17 protein-coding genes are annotated in these 17,680 nt (G+C 72.3%); 11 read left to right on the top strand and 6 right to left on the bottom strand.

The window, feature by feature from the left end:
* The first annotated feature begins 152 nt into the window (after positions 1–152).
* Positions 153–797 carry a TetR/AcrR family transcriptional regulator gene (locus tag IE265_RS19630; protein ID WP_190036924.1) on the top strand — a complete coding sequence of 215 codons (645 nt, stop codon included), beginning with the start codon at positions 153–155 and terminating at the stop codon, positions 795–797.
* 6 nt (positions 798–803) lie between these two features.
* Here IE265_RS19630 and def read toward each other — a convergent pair whose 3' ends face one another.
* Complete coding sequence (gene def / locus IE265_RS19625; RefSeq protein WP_190036923.1) at positions 804–1,343, bottom strand: peptide deformylase; 540 nt, start codon at positions 1,341–1,343, stop codon at positions 804–806.
* Between the two features lie 143 nt (positions 1,344–1,486).
* Between def and IE265_RS19620 the strand changes: the two genes are divergently transcribed.
* From IE265_RS19620 to IE265_RS19600, 5 genes are all read left to right on the top strand, one after another.
* Positions 1,487–2,725, top strand: coding sequence for a MurT ligase domain-containing protein (locus IE265_RS19620; protein ID WP_190036922.1), 1,239 nt, complete (start codon positions 1,487–1,489; stop codon positions 2,723–2,725).
* Between the two features lie 19 nt (positions 2,726–2,744).
* Positions 2,745–3,473 carry a type 1 glutamine amidotransferase gene (locus IE265_RS19615; RefSeq protein WP_190036921.1) on the top strand — a complete coding sequence of 243 codons (729 nt, stop codon included), beginning with the start codon at positions 2,745–2,747 and terminating at the stop codon, positions 3,471–3,473.
* 223 nt (positions 3,474–3,696) lie between these two features.
* Positions 3,697–4,722, top strand: a complete 1,026-nt coding sequence (locus IE265_RS19610; protein WP_190036920.1) for a 6-phosphofructokinase — start codon at positions 3,697–3,699, stop codon at positions 4,720–4,722.
* A gap of 195 nt (positions 4,723–4,917) precedes the next feature.
* Positions 4,918–5,868 (top strand): cytochrome c oxidase assembly protein, encoded by a 951-nt coding sequence (locus IE265_RS19605; RefSeq protein WP_190036919.1) that lies wholly within the window; start codon positions 4,918–4,920, stop codon positions 5,866–5,868.
* A 113-nt stretch (positions 5,869–5,981) separates the two neighbouring features.
* Positions 5,982–6,140, top strand: coding sequence for a hypothetical protein (locus tag IE265_RS19600; protein ID WP_190036918.1), 159 nt, complete (start codon positions 5,982–5,984; stop codon positions 6,138–6,140).
* Between the two features lie 48 nt (positions 6,141–6,188).
* On the opposite strand, the gene IE265_RS19595 is transcribed toward IE265_RS19600, so the two are convergent.
* The 4 genes from IE265_RS19595 to IE265_RS19580 form a co-directional block, all read right to left on the bottom strand.
* Complete coding sequence (locus IE265_RS19595) at positions 6,189–7,403, bottom strand: sensor histidine kinase (RefSeq protein WP_190036917.1); 1,215 nt, start codon at positions 7,401–7,403, stop codon at positions 6,189–6,191.
* Complete coding sequence (locus IE265_RS19590; RefSeq protein ID WP_190036916.1) at positions 7,400–9,127, bottom strand: sodium/solute symporter; 1,728 nt, start codon at positions 9,125–9,127, stop codon at positions 7,400–7,402. The genes IE265_RS19595 and IE265_RS19590 overlap by 4 nt, the downstream gene beginning before the upstream one ends.
* A gap of 127 nt (positions 9,128–9,254) precedes the next feature.
* Positions 9,255–9,611 (bottom strand): hypothetical protein, encoded by a 357-nt coding sequence (locus tag IE265_RS19585; RefSeq protein WP_190036915.1) that lies wholly within the window; start codon positions 9,609–9,611, stop codon positions 9,255–9,257.
* Between the two features lie 9 nt (positions 9,612–9,620).
* Positions 9,621–10,376, bottom strand: coding sequence for a LytR/AlgR family response regulator transcription factor (locus IE265_RS19580; RefSeq protein WP_190036914.1), 756 nt, complete (start codon positions 10,374–10,376; stop codon positions 9,621–9,623).
* Between the two features lie 77 nt (positions 10,377–10,453).
* Here IE265_RS19580 and IE265_RS19575 point away from each other — a divergent pair, with 77 nt between their 5' ends.
* The 5 genes from IE265_RS19575 (at position 10,454) to IE265_RS19555 (ending at position 15,976) form a co-directional block, all read left to right on the top strand.
* A complete protein-coding gene (locus IE265_RS19575; protein WP_190036913.1) occupies positions 10,454–10,948 on the top strand; it encodes an Lrp/AsnC family transcriptional regulator in 495 nt (164 codons plus the stop codon).
* A gap of 340 nt (positions 10,949–11,288) precedes the next feature.
* A complete protein-coding gene (gene ddaH, locus IE265_RS19570; RefSeq protein ID WP_190036912.1) occupies positions 11,289–12,110 on the top strand; it encodes a dimethylargininase in 822 nt (273 codons plus the stop codon).
* On the top strand, positions 12,107–13,339 hold the full coding sequence (gene rocD, locus IE265_RS19565; RefSeq protein ID WP_229916294.1) for an ornithine--oxo-acid transaminase: 1,233 nt from the start codon (positions 12,107–12,109) through the stop codon (positions 13,337–13,339). The genes ddaH and rocD overlap by 4 nt, the downstream gene beginning before the upstream one ends.
* 733 nt (positions 13,340–14,072) lie before the next feature.
* Positions 14,073–14,804 carry a lysophospholipid acyltransferase family protein gene (locus tag IE265_RS19560; protein ID WP_190036911.1) on the top strand — a complete coding sequence of 244 codons (732 nt, stop codon included), beginning with the start codon at positions 14,073–14,075 and terminating at the stop codon, positions 14,802–14,804.
* 149 nt (positions 14,805–14,953) lie between these two features.
* Positions 14,954–15,976, top strand: a complete 1,023-nt coding sequence (locus IE265_RS19555) for an NAD-dependent epimerase/dehydratase family protein (RefSeq protein ID WP_190036990.1) — start codon at positions 14,954–14,956, stop codon at positions 15,974–15,976.
* Between the two features lie 51 nt (positions 15,977–16,027).
* Here IE265_RS19555 and IE265_RS19550 read toward each other — a convergent pair whose 3' ends face one another.
* Positions 16,028–17,614 (bottom strand): alpha/beta hydrolase, encoded by a 1,587-nt coding sequence (locus IE265_RS19550; protein ID WP_190036910.1) that lies wholly within the window; start codon positions 17,612–17,614, stop codon positions 16,028–16,030.
* Between the last annotated feature and the right edge of the window lie 66 nt (positions 17,615–17,680).

The raw sequence follows: 17,680 nt of genomic DNA, 5'->3' as shown, positions 1-17,680 counted from the left end.
ACTTACATGTTACTTGCGGTAACGGTAGCCTGTTACCCGTCGGTAGGAAAAGTCAACTCCCCATTCCTGCTCGGCTGCCCGTTCGAGGCACAATCGCCTCCGGGTGTTACGTTGCGCAGGCGTCACCGAATCAGCACAGGTGGGGAGAGCACATGGAGACCACGCAGCGGACCGATCAGCAGAGGTCCGCGGACCGCCGCCGGCGAGAGCTGCTGGAGGCCGCGGACCGGGTGGTGCTCCGCGACGGCCCCGGCGCCTCGATGAACGCCATCGCCGCCGAGGCGGGCATCACCAAGCCCATCCTGTACCGCCACTTCGGCGACAAGGGCGGACTCTACGCCGCCCTCGCCAAGCGTCACACCGACGCGCTCCTCGAAGCGCTGCGGGCCGCCCTGGACGCCCCGGCGGAACGGCGGGAGCGCGTGGAGGCCACGCTCGACACCTACCTCGCGGCGATCGAGGCCCGTCCGCAGGTGTACCGGTTCCTGATGCACCCCTCGGAGGGCGGCCCGCAGAGCGACCAGGGCTTCGACGTCGGCACGCACTCGACCCCGCTGCTGCGCCGCATGGGCGAGGAACTGGCCGAGGTGATCGAGGAGCGCGTCGACCTCGGACCCGCGAGCCACCTGCTCGCCCGCGCCTGGGGGCACGGCATCGTCGGCATGATGCACGCGGCCGGCGACTGGTGGCTCGGCGAACGCCCCTGCTCACGCGCCGAATTGGTGCACGCGCTGGCCGACCTCCTGTGGGGCAGGCTCGCGGCGGCCGGCGACAAGCTCGGGGGCCCCGCCTTCTGACGCCGTCTAGCGGCGCCAGGAGGCCCGCGCCGCCTGCCGCATCACACGGCGCTGCCGCCATCCCGTGACGCGGTCCACGTACAGGCCGCCGTCGAGGTGGTCGCACTCGTGCTGGAGGCACCGGGCGAACCAGCCGGTGCCGTGCACCCGCACCGGCCGGCCGTCCGCCGTGACCCCCTCGACCACCGCGTGGTCGTACCGCTCGGTGCCCGCCTCGAGACCCGGCAGCGACAGACAGCCCTCCGGCCCGCGCAGCACCATCCCGTCCGCCTCCACCAGGCGCGGGTTCACCACGTGCCCCACATGACGGCGGTCCTCGTCGTCCGGGCAGTCGTACACGAAGACCCGCAGCGGCCTGCCCACCTGGTTCGCGGCGAGGCCCACGCCTTCGGCCGCGTACATTGTCGCGAACATGTCCTCGACGAGGAGGGCCAGTTCGGCACCGAACTCCGTGACGTCCTCACAGGGTGAGTGCAGCACCGGGTCGCCGAGCAGGGACAGGGGAAGCACGCGCCCTCGGGCGCCCGGGATCGAGCCGTGTCGCATGGCGGCAAGGGTACGGTCCTCAATGTCGCGCGGGTGCCGAGGTGGTGCCGCGGTTCGGGCCGGTGAGTGGATCTCGATAGGCTGAGGGCCACACGTTGCCGGGGGCAGGGCGCGGCGCCGTACGCAAGGAGGATCGAGAACTGATGGCAGGCAACTCGGACCCGCTGTCGCCGCGGGCCAAGCTGGCCGTGACGGCGGGCAAGGCGGTCGCAGCGGCGTCCCGTGCCGCGGGGCGCGGCAGCGGATCGGTGATCGGCGGCCGGGTGGCGCTGAAACTCGACCCCGACCTGCTGGCCACACTGGCGCAGCACCTGGACGTGATCCTGGTGTCGGCGACCAACGGCAAGACGACCACGACACGTCTCATCGCGGAGGCGCTGCGGGCGGCGGGTCCCGTCGTCTCCAACGCGCTGGGCGCGAACATGCCGGCGGGCATCACCTCGGCCCTGGCCGGCGGCTCGGACTCGCGGTACGCCGTGATCGAGGTCGACGAGAAGTACCTCTCGGGTGTCGCCCGCGACACCGACCCGAAGTGCATCGCGCTGCTCAACCTGTCCCGCGACCAGCTCGACCGGGCCGCCGAGACGCGGATGATGGCCGAGCACTGGCGTGAGGGGCTGGCCGGCTCGAAGGCCGTCGTGGTCGCCAACGCCGACGACCCGCTCGTCGTGTGGGCGGCGTCCTCCTCGCCGAACGTGGTGTGGGTGGCCGCGGGTCAGATGTGGAAGGACGACGCGTGGTCCTGCCCGTCCTGCGGCGGTGTCATGCAGCGGCCCGGCGACGACTGGTTCTGCGGCGAGTGCGGCTTCCGCCGCCCCACGCCGAGCTGGGCCCTCTCCGGCGACCACGTCCTCGATCCGCACGGTTCGGCCTGGCCGATCAACCTCCAGCTGCCGGGCCGCGCGAACAAGGCGAACGCCGCGTCGTCGGCCGCCGTCGCTGCCGTCTTCGGCGTGCCCCCGCAGGTCGCCCTGGAGCGCATGTACGCGGTGCAGGCGGTCGCGGGTCGCTACGACGTCGTGCAGTTCATGCAGCGCGACCTGCGTCTGCTGCTCGCCAAGAACCCGGCGGGCTGGCTGGAGACGTTCTCCCTGATCGACCCGCCGCCGACGCCGGTGATCCTCTCCGTGAACGCGCGGGGCGCCGACGGCACCGACACGTCCTGGCTGTGGGACGTCGACTACACGCGGCTCACCGGCCACCCGATCTTCGTGCTCGGTGACCGCAAGCTCGACCTGGCCGTCCGCCTGGAGGTCGCGAACCAGTCGTTCCAGGTGTGCGAGACCCTCGACCAGGCGGTGCAGATGGCGCCGGCGGGCCGGATCGAGGTCATCGCGAACTACACCGCGTTCCAGGACCTGAGGCGTCGTGTCGGCAACTGATCCCCGGAGGACGAAGAGAATGAGTGACAACAGCCTGCGTCTGGTGTGGATCTACCCCGACCTGCTGAGCACGTACGGCGACCAGGGCAACGCGCTGGTCGTCGAGCGCCGGGCCCGGCAGCGCGGTCTGGACGTGGCGCGTCTCGACGTGCGCAGCGACCAGCCCATCCCGACCTCCGGCGACATCTACCTGATCGGCGGCGGTGAGGACCGGCCGCAGCGGCTGGCGGCCGAGCGGCTGCGCCGCGACGGGGGTCTGGACCGCGCGGTCGGCAACGGCGCCATCGTCTTCTCGGTGTGCGCCGGGTACCAGATCCTCGGCCACGAGTTCATCAACGACCTCGGGCAGCGCGAGCCGGGCCTCGGCCTGCTCGACGTGGTCTCCACCCGCGGTGAGGGCGAGCGCTGCGTGGGCGACGTCCTCGGGGACATCGACGCGCGCCTGGGCCTGCCCCAGCTGACGGGCTTCGAGAACCACCAGGGCATCACCCACCTGGGCCCCACGGCCCGCCCGTTCGCCAATGTGCGGCTCGGCAAGGGCAACGGCACGGGCGACGGCACGGAGGGCGCGTACAACGACACGGTCTTCGGCACGTACATGCACGGGCCCGTGCTCGCCCGCAACCCGCTGATCGCGGACCTGCTGCTGAAGCTGGCGCTCGACGTCAACGCGCTGCCGCCGATCGACGACCGCTGGTACGAGGCGCTGCGCGCGGAGCGCATCAGCTCGGCCCAGCAGCCGGCCTAGGCCGTACGGGGGGCACGCGCGAAGCCGCTTCGCGCGTGCCCCCCGGCCTGCCCGGCACCGTGGTCCGGGAGCCCGCCTGACAGCACCTGCGCTCACTTGTGCGGGTACGTCCATCAGGCGGACGCCCGGTGCGGAACCACCCGGTGGCGCCGGTATGGTGACCGGGATCAAGCCGGACAACGTGGTCCGGATCCCGGCCCACGTTGAGAAGGTATTTCGGGCTATGCGCATTGGTGTCCTCACGTCCGGCGGCGACTGCCCCGGCCTGAACGCCGTCATCCGGTCCGTCGTGCACCGCGCCGTCGTGGACCACGGCGACGAGGTCATCGGCTTCCGGGACGGCTGGAAAGGCCTTCTGGAATGCGACTACCTCAAGCTCGACCTCGACGCGGTCAGCGGCATCCTGGCGCGCGGCGGCACGATGCTCGGCTCCTCCCGCGTCCAGCCGGCGCATCTGCGTGACGGTGTCGAGCGGGCCAGGGGCCATGTCGAGGAGCTCGGGCTCGACGCCATCATCCCGATCGGCGGCGAGGGCACGCTCAAGGCGGCCCGCCTGCTGTCGGACAGCGGCCTGCCGATCGTCGGCGTGCCGAAGACCATCGACAACGACATCGCGGTCACGGACGTCACCTTCGGCTTCGACACGGCCGTCGGGGTCGCCACGGAGGCCCTGGACCGGCTGAAGACGACCGCCGAGTCCCACCAGCGGGTCCTGATCGTCGAGGTCATGGGCCGGCACACCGGCTGGATAGCGCTGCACTCCGGCATGGCCGCGGGCGCCCACGCGATCGTCGTGCCGGAACGGCCCTTCGACATCGAGGAGCTGGCCGCGAAGGTCGGCGAGCGGTTCTCGGCGGGCAAGAAGTTCGCCATCGTCGTGGCCGCCGAGGGCGCCAAGCCCCGTGCGGGCTCGATGGACTTCGACGAGGGCGGCAAGGACGTCTACGGGCACGAGCGGTTCGCCGGCATCGCCCGCCAGCTGTCCCTGGAGCTGGAGGAGCGCCTCGGCAAGGAGGCCCGCCCGGTGATCCTCGGGCACGTGCAGCGGGGCGGCACGCCGACGGCGTACGACCGCGTCCTCGCGACCCGGTTCGGCTGGCACGCCGTGGAGGCCGTGCACCGCGGCGAGTTCGGCCGGATGACTGCGCTGCGGGGCACGGACATCGTGATGGTGTCGCTGGCCGAGGCCGTCGAGACGCTGAAGACCGTGCCGGAGGACCGCTACGCCGAGGCGGAGTGCGTGCTCTAGGCAGCGGCCCTGTCGCGGCCGTTCACCGGCCGCGGTCGCACGGCGCCCCCTTCCGCGCCCGTGCGAGGAGCGTTCCCCCGACCCCGGTCGCCTCGGCGGCCGGGGTCGGTTCTAGTCTGGTGCGGACAGACAGCGCTCAACCCTCCCCCAGTGGCCCAAAAGGACCTGGGGGCATCTCGAAACAGGAGCCGGCGGATGGATCACAGCGGGCACGGCACGACCATGGATCTGCCGCCGTTCACGCTGGGGCGGGGACTCGAGTGGTCCGCGGACCCGTTCTTCCTCGTCGCGTGCCTGTTCGCGCTGGCCCTCTACGGCTGGGGCGTGCTGCGGCTGGTGCGGCGCGGGGACGCCTGGCCGGTCGGCCGGACGGTGTCGTTCGTCCTCGGTGTGCTGACCGTGATGCTCGTGATGTGCACCGGGCTGAACGACTACGGCATGGTCATGTTCAGCGTGCACATGGTGCAGCACATGGTGATCAGCATGGTCTCGCCGATCCTGGTGCTGCTCGGCGCGCCGATCACGCTGGCGCTGCGCGCCCTGCCGGTCGCGGGCCGGGGCCGCAAGGGTCCGCGCGAGCTGCTCATGGCGCTGCTCCACAGCCGGTACATGCGGATCGTCACGCATCCCGCGTTCACCATCCCGCTGTTCATCGCGAGCCTGTACGCGCTGTACTTCACCCCGGTCTTCGACACCCTGATGGGCTCGCAGACCGGGCACACCGTGATGATGTGCCACTTCCTCGCCGTCGGCCTGGTGTTCTTCTGGCCCATCATGGGCGTCGACCCGGGGCCGCACCGGCCGGGCCACCTGATGCGGATGCTGGAGCTGTTCGCCGGGATGCCGTTCCACGCGTTCTTCGGCATCGCGCTGATGATGGCGTCGGAGCCGATGATCGAGACGTACCGGAACCCGCCCGCCTCGCTCGGCATCGAAGCCCTGGCCGACCAGAACGCGGCGGGCGGCATCGCCTGGGCGTTCAGCGAGGTCCCGTCCGTGCTGGTGCTGCTGGCACTGCTCTTCCAGTGGTACAAGTCGGACCAGCGGCAGGCCAGGCGCCTGGACCGGGCGGCCGACCGCGACGGCGACAAGGAGCTGGAGGCCTACAACGCCTACCTGGCCTCGCTCGACGCGCGCAGCCGCTGAGGTCCTCCACCCGCGGCGCGGGGCGGCGGTGCGGCACGCATTTCGTCGTCCGGACTGCAATTCGCCCGGACCGGGGCACCATGGAGGGGACGGACCATGAGAAGGGTGGTGCGATGCCCGGTTCTACGAAGACGATGGGAGTGCTCACCGTCGGCGGCCTGGTGATGGTCACGGCCTACACGGTGGCGCTCGGCAGCAGTGGCTGGCTGTGGTTCGGATGGGTGGTGCTCGGTCTGATCACGCTGGCGATGCTGGTGTCCAGCAGCACCTGACGCACCGCGCGCCCCGCCCCCGGGTGTCCCCCGCGGCCGCCCGGGGGCTCAGTCACGGGTCAGCGGGCTCGCCGGATGCACGCCGGGCTGGTACTTCGGGAGGCGGGCGGTGATCCTCATGCCCGCGCCGAGCGCGGTCTCGATGACGAGGCCGTAGTCGTCGCCGTACACCTGCCGCAGCCGTTCGTCGACGTTCGACAGGCCGATGCCGCCCGAGGGGCTGACCTCGCCGGACAGCAGGCGGCGCAGCCGGTCCGGGTCCATGCCGGGGCCGTCGTCCTCGATCACGACGAGCGCCTCGGCTCCGGCGTCCTGCGCGGTGATGCTGATGCGGCTGCGGTCGACCTCCGCGGTGCCGCCCTCCAGTCCGTGCTTCACGGCGTTCTCCACGAGGGGCTGGAGGCAGAGGAAGGGCAGCGTCACCGGCAAAACCTCGGGGGCGATCTGCAGGGTGACCGAGAGGCGGTCGCCGAAGCGTGCCCTGACGAGCGCCAGGTAGTGGTCGATGGCGTGCAGTTCGTCGGCGAGCGTGGTGAAGTCGCCGTGCCTGCGGAACGAGTACCGGGTGAAGTCGGCGAACTCGAGGAGCAGCTCGCGGGCGCGCTCCGGGTCGGTGCGGACGAACGAGGCGATCACGGCGAGCGAGTTGAAGATGAAGTGCGGGGATATCTGGGCCCGCAGGGCCTTTATCTCGGCCTCGATCAGCCGGGTGCGGGACCGGTCCAGGTCGGCGAGTTCCAGTTGGACCGAGACCCAGCGGGCCACCTCGCCGGCGGCCCGCACCAGGACGGCCGACTCGCGGGGCGCGCAGGCGACGAGTGTGCCGTACACGCGGTCGTCGACGGTCAGGGGGGCGACGACGGCCCAGCGCAGCGGGCAGTAGGGCTCGTCGCAGTCGAGCCGGAAGGCCTCCCCGCGGCCCGTCTCCAGCGGTCCCGCGAGGCGTTCCATGATCTGGTCGCGGTGGTGTTCGCCCGCGCCCTCCCAGGCCAGGACGGTGTCCTGGTCGGTGAGGCAGAGCGCGTCCGTGCCGAGCAGGGTGCGCAGCCGCCGTACCGATTTGCGGGCGGTCTCGCCGGTGAGTCCGGCGCGCAGCGGGGGCGCGGCGAGCGACGCGGTGTGCAGGGTCTCGAAGGTGGCGTGCTCGACCGGGGTGCCGAGGCCGCCCAGGCTGGGCGAGCGGGCGGTGCGGCGGCCCAGCCAGAACCCGGCCGCCAGCAGCGGCAGGGCGGCCACGCAGAGCCCGGCCAGGAATCCACTCATGCCTTGGCCTCCGTACGTACCTGTCCGCCGGCGAGTTCCTCCGGCAGGTGGAACCGGGCGAGGATCGCGGCCGTGCCCGCCGGGACCCGCCCGGGGGTGGCCAGTGACACCAGCAGCATGGTGAGGAAGCCCAGGGGCACCGACCAGAGGGCGGGCCAGGCGAGCAGGGCGTGCGGGGTGCCGGTGCCGGTGAATCCCGCCATGGTGGCGGCGACCGCGAGGAGGGCCGAGCCGCCGCCGACGAGCATCCCCGCGACGGCGCCCGGCGGGGTCAGGCGGTGCCACCAGATGCCGAGGACGAGCAGCGGGCAGAACGACGACGCGGAGACCGCGAAGGCCAGTCCGACGGCGTCGGCGACGGGCAGTCCGCCGACGAGGACGCTCGCGGCGAGCGGGACGATCATCGCGAGGACGGTGCCGAGCCGGAAGTGGCGTACGCCCCGGGAGGGCAGTACGTCCTGGGTGAGCACACCGGCGACCGCCATGGTGAGGCCGGACGCCGTGGACAGGAACGCGGCGAAGGCGCCGCCGGCCACCAGTGCGCCCAGCAGGTCCCCGCCCAGGCCGCCGACGACCCGGTCGGGCAGCAGCAGCACGGCGGCGTCCGCGTCGCCGGTGAGGGTGAGTTCGGGGGCGTAGAGGCGGCCGAGTGCCCCGTAGACGGGCGGCAGCAGGTAGAAGGCGCCGATCAGGCCGAGCACGGCGACGGTGGTGCGGCGGGCGGCGACTCCGTGCGGGCTGGTGTAGAAGCGCACGACGACGTGCGGCAGGCCCATGGTGCCGAGGAAGGTGGCGAGGATCAGTCCGTACGTGGCGTACAGCGGGCGTTCCTCGCGGCCCTCGGCGAGCGAGGTGGACATGCCGCCGTTGCTGCCGCGGTCTGCGATGGGGACGGGGTCGCCCTTGGTGAAGGTCAGCCGGGTGCCGCGTTCGATGCGGTGGACGCCCGCGGGGAGCCGGACGCGGTCGCTCTCGTGCCGGACGCCGTCCACGGTGCCGTCGGCGGTGACGGTGAGGGGCCGGGTGAGTTTCAGGTCGAGTGCGGCGTCGATGCGCACGACGCGGTGCTCGCGGAACGTGGCGGGCTCGTCGAAGGCGTGGCGCGGTGCCCCGTCGCCCTGCCAGGCGAGTACCAGGAAGAGCGCGGGGATCAGCAGGGCGGTGAGTTTGAGCCAGTACTGGAAGGCCTGCACGAAGGTGATGCTGCGCATGCCGCCCGCGGCGACGGTGGCGACGACGACGACGGCGACGATGACGCCGCCGAGCGACTTGGGTGCTCCGGTCAGGACGTTCAGGGTCAGTCCTGCGCCCTGGAGCTGGGGCAGGAGGTACAGCCAGCCGACGCCGACGACGAACGCCCCGGCGAGCCGCCGTACGGACTGCGAGGCGAGCCGGGCCTCCGCGAAGTCGGGCAGGGTGTACGCGCCGGAGCGGCGCAGCGGGGCCGCGACGAAGATCAGCAGGACGAGGTAGCCCGCGGTGTAGCCGACCGGGTACCAGAGCATGTCGGGGCCCTGGACGAGGACGAGGCCGGCGATGCCGAGGAAGGAGGCGGCGGAGAGGTACTCGCCGCTGATGGCGGCCGCGTTCAGCCGGGGCCCGACCGTGCGCGAGGCGACGTAGAAGTCCGAGGTGGTGCGGGATATGCGCAGGCCGAAGGCGCCGACGAAGACGGTGGCGACGACCACGAGGGCGACCGCGGGGACGGCGTAGTTCTCGTTCACGGGCGGCTCTCGTTCAAGGGCGGTTCTCGTTCACGGGCTCGGTGTGCGCACCCGTCGGGGGCGGGTCCGTCGTGGACGTGGCCGCCGGGGGCGTGCCTCTCGTGGGCGGGACCAAGGAGCGCACGGCTCAGCGGTCCTCGACGAGGCGGACGAAGTCCTTCTCGTTGCGGTCGGCGCGGCGTACGTACCAGCGGGCGAGCAGTACGAGCGGGGGGTACACGCAGAAGCCCAGCACGATCCACTCCAGGCTCGAACTGTCCCCGATCGAGGCGAACACCAGGGGCATCGGGCCGACGAGGAGGACGAGCACCGCGAACACGGTGAGCGCGGTGCGCAGTTGGCTGCGCATGAGGGAGCGGACGTAGGTGTGGCCGAGGGTGGTCTGCTCGTCGATCTCGGTGCGCGGACGGTTGCGGCTCAGCCTGCCGGTGCGGCGCGGCGGTCCGGTGACGACGACACGGCGGTCGCCGGGTTCCTGGGGCATCCGGCCGCCTCAGCCCGCGGTCCGGCGCATCAGCAGGTCGCGCAGTTCGCGCGCGTGCCGGCGGCTCACCTGGAGTTCGACCGAGTCGACCAGGACGCTGACGGTGCCGGCGTCCAGGCGCAGTTCGCTGATGTGGCCGAGGGCGACGAGGTGGCGGCGGTGGATGCGGACGAAGCCGCGGGTGCGCCAGCGTTCCTCGAGGGTGGAGAGCGGGATGCGGACGAGGTGGCTGCCCTGGGCGGTGTGCAGGCGCGCGTAGTCGCCCTGGGCCTCGACGTGGGTGATGTCCTCGACGGCGACGAACCGCGTGACGCCGCCGAGTTCGACCGATATGTGGTCCGGGTCGGGTTCGTGCACGGGGATCAGCGGGGCCGCGTCGCGCTGCTCGACGGCCCGTCGGACGGCCTCCGCGAGGCGTTCGCGGCGGACCGGTTTGAGGACGTAGTCGACGGCCTTGAGGTCGAACGCCTGCACCGCGAAGCCCTCGTGGGCCGTGACGAACACGACGAGGGGCGGTTTGGCGAACCCGGCGAGCAGCCGCGCCATGTCGAGGCCGTCGAGACCGGGCATGTGGATGTCGAGGAAGACGACGTCGATGCCCTCGTCGCCCTCGGGGCCGCTGTCGAGCGCCCGGTTGATCCGGCGCAGCGCCGCCGTGGCGTCGCTCGCGCCCTCGACGCTGATCACCCGGGGATCGGCCTCCAGCAGATAGAGCAGCTCTTCGAGGGAGGGCGGTTCGTCGTCGACGGCGAGGGCGCGCAGCATGAAGGTGGAGTGTAGGAGTAATTCGTACGGCTGCACATGCGGAAGGGCCCGTGGCCGTCGCTGGATACAGTGCCGGCATGAGACCCGTGTCCGCGCCCTTCGACGATCTCGACCGGAAGATCGTGACGGCTCTGATGGCGAACGCCCGCACCAGCTTCGCCGAGATCGGCGCGGCGATCGGGCTGTCGGCCACCGCCGTGAAGCGGCGGGTCGACCGGCTGCGCGAGACGGGGGTGATCACCGGGTTCAAGGCCACGGTGGAGCCGGCCGCGCTCGGCTGGCGCACGGAGGCGTACGTCGAGGTCTACTGCGAGGGCGCCGCCCCTCCCCGGCGGCTCGCGGAGGTGGTGCGCAACCACCCGGAGATCACGGCGGCGATGACGGTGACCGGTGGCGCGGACGCGCTGCTGCATGTGCGCGCCAGGGACGTGGGGCACTTCGAGGAGGTCCTCGAACGGATCCGGGTGGAGCCGTTCATCCGGAAGACGATCAGCTTCATGGTGCTGTCCCACCTGCTGCCGGAGAGCCCGGAGGCGGGGGCGAACCAGCCCGCCCCCGAACCGGGCGCCTGAGCACGGGGCCGGAGGCGGCCGGCGGGGCCGGAGGCAGCCGGCGGGGTCAGAGGCAGCCGGCGGGGTCGGAAGCGGCCGGCGGGGTCAGAGGCAGCCGGCGGGGTCGGAAGCGGCCGGCGGGGTCGGAGGCAGCCGGCGGGGTCGGAAGCGGCCGGCGGGGTCGGAGAAGGGCGGCTGCAAGCCCTTTCCGGCCAGGTCACGCAGTGATCGTGCGCGGAAGGCCGCCAAGACGCAGCACCGCTGCGCGGGCACGCAATCACTGATTCTTGTCCGGCGGTGCCCGCGCTTCCTACCGTTGAGGTATCCCACTCGACACCGCAGGAAGCGGAGGAACCCCTCTGTGCCCATGAGCCGTGTGCCGCGCCCCAGACGATTCCTTGTCTGCGAACCCAGACACTTCGCCGTGCAGTACGCCATCAATCCCTGGATGCACGAGGACACGCAGGTCGACGTCGATCTGGCCCACGGCCAGTGGGCGGAGCTGATCCGCGCCTACCGTGCCCACGGCCACACCGTCGACAGCGTCGAGCCGGTCTCCGGTCTGCCGGACATGGTCTTCGCCGCGAACTCGGCGCTGGTCGTGGCGGGCCGGGTCTTCGGCTCGCTGTTCCACGCGCCGCAGCGCCGCCCCGAGTCGAGCGCGTACGAGGCGTGGTTCAAGAACGCGGGCTTCGACGTGTACCGCCCCGAGTCGGTCTGCGAGGGGGAGGGCGACCTGGTCCCCGTCGGCCGGTACGTCCTGGCCGGCACCGGTTTCCGCACCAGCCGCACGGCCCACCACGAGGTCCAGGAGTTCTTCGGCGTCCCGACCGTCAGCCTCCAGCTCGTGGACCCGCGCTTCTACCACCTGGACACCGCCCTGTTCGCGCTCGACGACGGGCCCGAGGCGAACATCGCCTACTACCCGGAGGCCTTCTCCCCCGGCAGCCGCGAGGTGCTCCGGCGGCTGTTCCCCGACGCGGTCGTCGCGACGCGTGAGGACGCGATGGTGTTCGGGCTGAACTCCGTCTCCGACGGCCGCCATGTGTTCATCGCACCGCGCGCCGAGGCGCTCGCGGGCGAGCTGGACCGCCACGGCTACGTTCCCGTCCCCGTCGACCTCTCGGAGTTCCAGAAGGCCGGCGGAGGCATCAAGTGCTGCACCCAGGAGATCCGCTCATGACTGTCGCCGCCAGCCGTCAACTGCGTTCGTCCGCCGAGCTGATCAGCGCCGAGGAACCCGTCCTCGCGCACAACTACCACCCGCTGCCCGTGGTCGTCGCGCGCGCCGAGGGCACGTGGGTCGAGGACGTCGAGGGCCGCCGCTACCTGGACATGCTGGCCGGGTACTCGGCGCTCAACTTCGGGCACCGCCACCCCGCGCTCGTCGAGGCCGCCCACCGCCAGCTCGACCGGCTCACTCTGACGTCCCGCGCGTTCCACAACGACCGGTTGGCCCGGTTCGCCGAGTCCCTGGCCGCGCTGACGGGCCTGGACATGGTGCTGCCGATGAACACCGGGGCCGAGGCGGTGGAGAGCGCCGTCAAGGTGGCCCGCAAATGGGCGTACGAGGTGAAGGGCGTCGCACCGGACCGGGCGACGATCGTCGTGGCCGCGGACAACTTCCACGGGCGGACGACCACGATCGTCAGCTTCTCCACGGACGAGTCGGCCCGCGCGGGCTTCGGCCCCTTCACGCCCGGTTTCCGGGTGGTGCCGTACAACGACCTCGCCGCGCTGGAGGCGGCCGTGGACGAGACGACCGCCGCGGTCCTGATCGAGCCGATCCAGGGCGAGGCGGGCGTCGTCATCCCCGACGACGGCTATCTGCGCGGTGTCCGCGAGCTGACCAGGCGGACCGGCTGCCTGTTCGTCGCCGACGAGATCCAGTCGGGCCTCGGCCGTACGGGCCGCACCCTGGCCGTCGACCACGAGGACGTGGTCCCGGACGTGCTGCTGCTGGGCAAGGCGCTCGGCGGGGGCATCGTCCCGGTCTCCGCGGTCGTCGCGCGTCGCGATGTGCTGGAGGTCCTGCGGCCGGGCGAGCACGGCTCGACGTTCGGCGGCAATCCGCTGTCGGCGGCGGTCGGTTCGGCCGTCGTGGAACTCCTGGAGACGGGCGAGTTCCAGCGCCGGGCCGCGGAGCTGGGTGTGGTGCTGAGGGGCGGCCTGGCGGCGCTGGAGGGCCGCGGGGTGCGGGCGTTCCGGGCACGCGGGCTGTGGGCGGGCGTCGACATCGACCCCGCGATCGGCACGGGCCGGCAGATCAGCGAGCGGCTCATGCGGGAGGGCGTCCTCGTCAAGGACACGCACGGCTCGACGATCAGGCTGGCGCCTCCGCTGACCATCACGGGCGACGAGTTGCGCACGGCACTCGGCGCGCTGGAGAAGGTCCTGGTGGAGGGAGCCTGACCGGTCGCCTCCCCTGACACCGCGGGGCCGGTCCGCACCTCCGGGCGGCCCCGCGGCGGCGTGCGTGCCTGCCTTCGTGCCCGCCTGTCCGCGCGTGGCGCCGGACGGGGTGCCGGGCCGGGCCTGCGCTGCGGTGCGCTCCGGGCCGGGTACCGCCTGCGCGGCTCAAGGACCTGCCGCCGGCAGGCGGCAGTCCGGCGGGAGGCGCCGGCCGGGCACGGCGCGTGGTCGCCTGACGGTGGGCCGCGGGGACCCGGCCCGGTGCCGGCGGCTGACTGACGGCGCGGCTGCGGGGACTGGCCCGGTGACAGTACGTCGGCCGGGCGCGGCCCGTTCCGACAGCGTGTCGGCGGGGCGGGGCCGGCCGAGCGGCGCCCCGGCGGCCGCGGGCGCGGTCGGCCGGGTGGCCGTACCGCAGGAGACCGGGTCGATCAAGACCGGTCCGTCTGCCAGGCCTCGTGCCGATTCCGCCACCCCCGGCGTTCCGGTTGATCCTCCGTGTCCGTGGCGGCACGCTGGTCCGGCGGCGGCCGGAGTGCGCACGCCATGCGTGCGGACCGCTTCCGGGGGCACTCGCCCCGCGTGCGGTCGGGCCGCGTGCGGGCATGGCGGGAGCGTCCTCGGACGGTTCCGCCGGACGGCGCCTGGACATACACTGGCGTCCCGTCACACGCCCGCTGAGCTGCTGCGACACGGCGATTGCGCCGATCTGCCGGAATTGAGGAGCGACCCCGTGTTCTATTACGTGCTCAAGTACGTGATCCTGGGGCCGCTGCTGCGGCTGGCGTTCCGGCCCAGGATCGAGGGCCTTGAGCACGTGCCCGAGTCGGGCGCGGCCATCGTCGCCGGCAACCACCTGTCCTTCGCGGACCACTTCCTGATGCCCGCGATCATCAAGCGGCGCATCACGTTCCTCGCGAAGGCCGAGTACTTCACGGGCCCGGGCATCAAGGGCAGGCTGACCGCGGCCTTCTTCCGCAGCGCGGGCCAGATCCCGGTGGACCGGTCCGGCAAGGACGCCGGCCAGGCCGCGATCCGCGAGGGCCTCGGCGTGCTGTCCAAGGACGAGCTGCTCGGCATCTACCCCGAGGGGACGCGCTCGCACGACGGCCGCCTCTACAAGGGCAAGGTGGGCGTCGCGGTGATGGCGCTGCGGGCCGGGGTGCCGGTGATCCCGTGCGCGATGATCGGCACCTTCGAGGCCCAGCCGCCCGGCAAGGTCATCCCGAGGATCCACCCCGTGGCGATCCGCTTCGGCAAGCCGCTCGACTTCTCGCGCTACGCCGGGATGGAGAACGAGAAGGCGATCCTGCGCGCCGTCACGGACGAGATCATGTACGCGATCCTCGGCCTGTCCGAGCAGGAGTACGTCGACCGGTACGCGGCCGACGTGAAGGCGGAGGAGGCGGCCGCGAAGGCTGCTTCGGCGAAGTCGCGCAGGTTCACCCGCGTGCCGCGGCGCTGAGAAACCGCGTCACCGCCCTCCCGCACCGCCGCCCCGCCCTGTCCCGTAGCGCGGGCACGACACCGCGCCGCGCACGCGCCGCTCTGCTGTCGGCCGATCCGCTGGGATCGCGCGGGTGCCGGTCGTACGGTCGTCCCATGGGACGAGCTGTGGTGATCGGAGCGACGGGCCAGATCGGACGCGTCGCCGTGGGAGCGCTGGCCCGGGACGGCTGGCAGGTGACGGCCGTCTCGCGGGGCGGCGGACGTGACGCGACGTGGCCGGACGGGGTGGGGACGGCGCGGGCGGACCGGGAGGACGGCTCGGCACTCGCGGCCGTGGTCGGCGACGGCTGCGACGTCCTGGTGGACACCGTGGCCTTCGGGCCCGGCCACGCACGGCAGTTGACCGGTCTCGCCGGCCGTGTGGGGTCCGCCGTGGTGATCTCCAGCGTCTCGGTGTACGAGGACGACCGGGGCCGGGGCTTCGACACGCAGACACGGCCCGACGGGTTCCCCCGCTACCCGGTGCCGCTGCCCGAGAGCCGGCGGACGGTCGCGCCGGGACCGGACACGTACAGCAGCCGCAAGGCGGGCCTGGAGCGCGAACTGCTGGCGGCTGCCGATGTGTTGCCCACGACGCTGCTGCGCGCGGGCGCCGTGCACGGACCGTACTGCCGTACTCCGCGGGAGCTGTACTTCGTCAAACGCAACCTGGACGGGCGGGCCCGGCGCGTGCTCGCGTACGGAGGCGGGAGCCGGTTCCATCCGGTGAGCGTCCACACGCTCGCGGAGCTGATCCGCCTGGCCGCCGTCCGGCCCGGCTCGCGCGCCCTCAACGCGGTCGATCCGGACGCGCCGACCGTGGCGGAGATCGCCGGCGCCATCGACGCGGTGATGGGCGCACGGGTCGAGAACGTCCTCGTGGACGGGCCGCCGCCCGCACCGACGGTGGGCGACACCCCGTGGACGGTGCCGCACCCGGTGGTCTGCGACATGCGGGCGGCCGAACGGGAGTTGGGCTACCGGCCCGTCGTGGAGTACGCGCGGACGCTGCCGGAGACGGTGGCCTGGATCGAACGCCGGCTGCGCGGACGGGAGTGGCGCGAGGCCTATCCGAAGATGGCCGCCTCGTACGGGGACCTCTTCGACTACGCGGCGGAGGACGCCTGGCTCGCGGAGCACGCGGCATGAAGGGAGGGGCGGCCGTCCGACGGCCGCCCCTCCCCGATCGCCCTACGGGTGCTACGGCTTCGGCGTGGCGTGCGGTGCGCAGGTCACGTCGGCCGAGTCGACCCTGCCGGTGAGCAGGTAGGTGTCGACCCGCTCGTTGACGCAGGGGTTGGCCAGCCCGGTCACACCGTGGGAGCCCGCGTCCTTCTCGGTGATCAGGCGGGAGCCCTTGAACCGCTTGTGCAGCTCGACGGCGCCTCCGTAGGGGGTGGCGGCGTCACGCGTGGCCTGCACGATCAGGACGGGCGGCAGCCCCTTGCCGGACTTCACGTTCAGCGGGGTCTGCTGCTTGGCGGACCACGTGGCGCAGGGGAGGTTCATCCAGGCGTTGGCCCACGTCATGAACGGGTGGTTCTTGTGCAGCGCGGTGTTGTCGCGGTCCCACTTGCGCCAGCTCGTCGGCCACTTGGCGTCGGCGCACTCGACGGCGGTGTAGACGGCGTTGCCGTTCTCCGAGGAGATGTTGCCCGCGGTGTCCGACAGGTCGGGGGACGCGGCGTCGACGAGCGCCTGGGTGTCGCCGGCGACGTACTTGCTGAAGACCGTCGCGACCGGGACCCACGACGAGTCGTAGTACGGGGCGCTCTGGAAGAAGCCGATGAGTTCGGCCGGGCCGACGACTCCGCCGATGGGGTTCTTCTTGGCGGTCGCGCGCAGCGTCAGCCACTGCTCCTGGACCTCGGCGCGGGTGTCGCCCAGGTGGAAGGAGGCGTCGTTCTTGGCGACCCAGTCCTGCCAGTCCTTCCAGCGCGTCTCGAAGGCGACGTCCTGGTCGAGGTTGGCCTCGTACCAGATCTTCTCGCGCGACGGGTTGACGACGCTGTCCGCGATCATGCGGCGTACGTGGTTCGGGTAGAGCGTGCCGTAGACGGCGGCGATGTAGGTGCCGTACGAGACGCCCAGGAAGTTGAGCTTCTTCTCGCCGAGCGCGGCCCGGATGACGTCCAGGTCGCGTGCGGTGTTGGGGGTCGTCATGTGCGGCAGCATCGCGCCGCTGCGCTCGGCGCAGCCGTCCGCGTACTCGGCGGCGAGCTTGCGCTGCGCGCGCTTGTCGGCCTCGGAGTCGGGCACCGGGTCGGCCTTGGGCGCCTTGACGAACTCCTGCGGGTCGACGCAGGAGATGGGCGCGGAGTGGCCGACGCCGCGCGGGTCGAAGCCCACGAAGTCGTACGCCTTCGAGGTGTTCACCCACAGCGGGCTCTTGGTGGTGACGCGGCGCGGGAAGCGCAGGCCGGAGCCGCCGGGGCCGCCGGGGTTGTAGACGAGGGCGCCCTGGCGCTCCTCCTTGGTGCCCGTGTTGCCGATGCGGTCCACCGCGATCTTGATCTTCTTGCCGTTCGGCCTGGCGTAGTCCAGCGGCACGGTGACCCAGCCGCACTGGATGGGCTTCTCCAGCCCCCAGTCGGCGGGGCAGTCCTGCCAGTCGATGCCGGCCTTGGCGGCGCGGGCGGCGGCGACGGCCGCACCTCGCGCCTGGTCGTCCTGGCCGTGGCGGCTGTCCGCGTTGGCCGTCGGGGCCGCGACGGCGCCGGCTATCAGTGTCGCCGTGACGAGCGCTCCGGCAGAGCCGAACGCCGTCGCCCTTCTGATACCCCTCAAGTGAGTTCTCCCCCTGCGTGGTTGTGGTCGGTACGGGGGATCCTGTCTGCTGTGTGCTCCCTGAGG

Source organism: Streptomyces fructofermentans (assembly GCF_014651055.1).
Taxonomy (GTDB): Bacteria; Actinomycetota; Actinomycetes; order Streptomycetales; family Streptomycetaceae; genus Streptomyces; species Streptomyces fructofermentans.
Note: the sequence above shows the minus strand (reverse complement) of the source record. Positions and strands in the feature narration are given on the sequence as shown.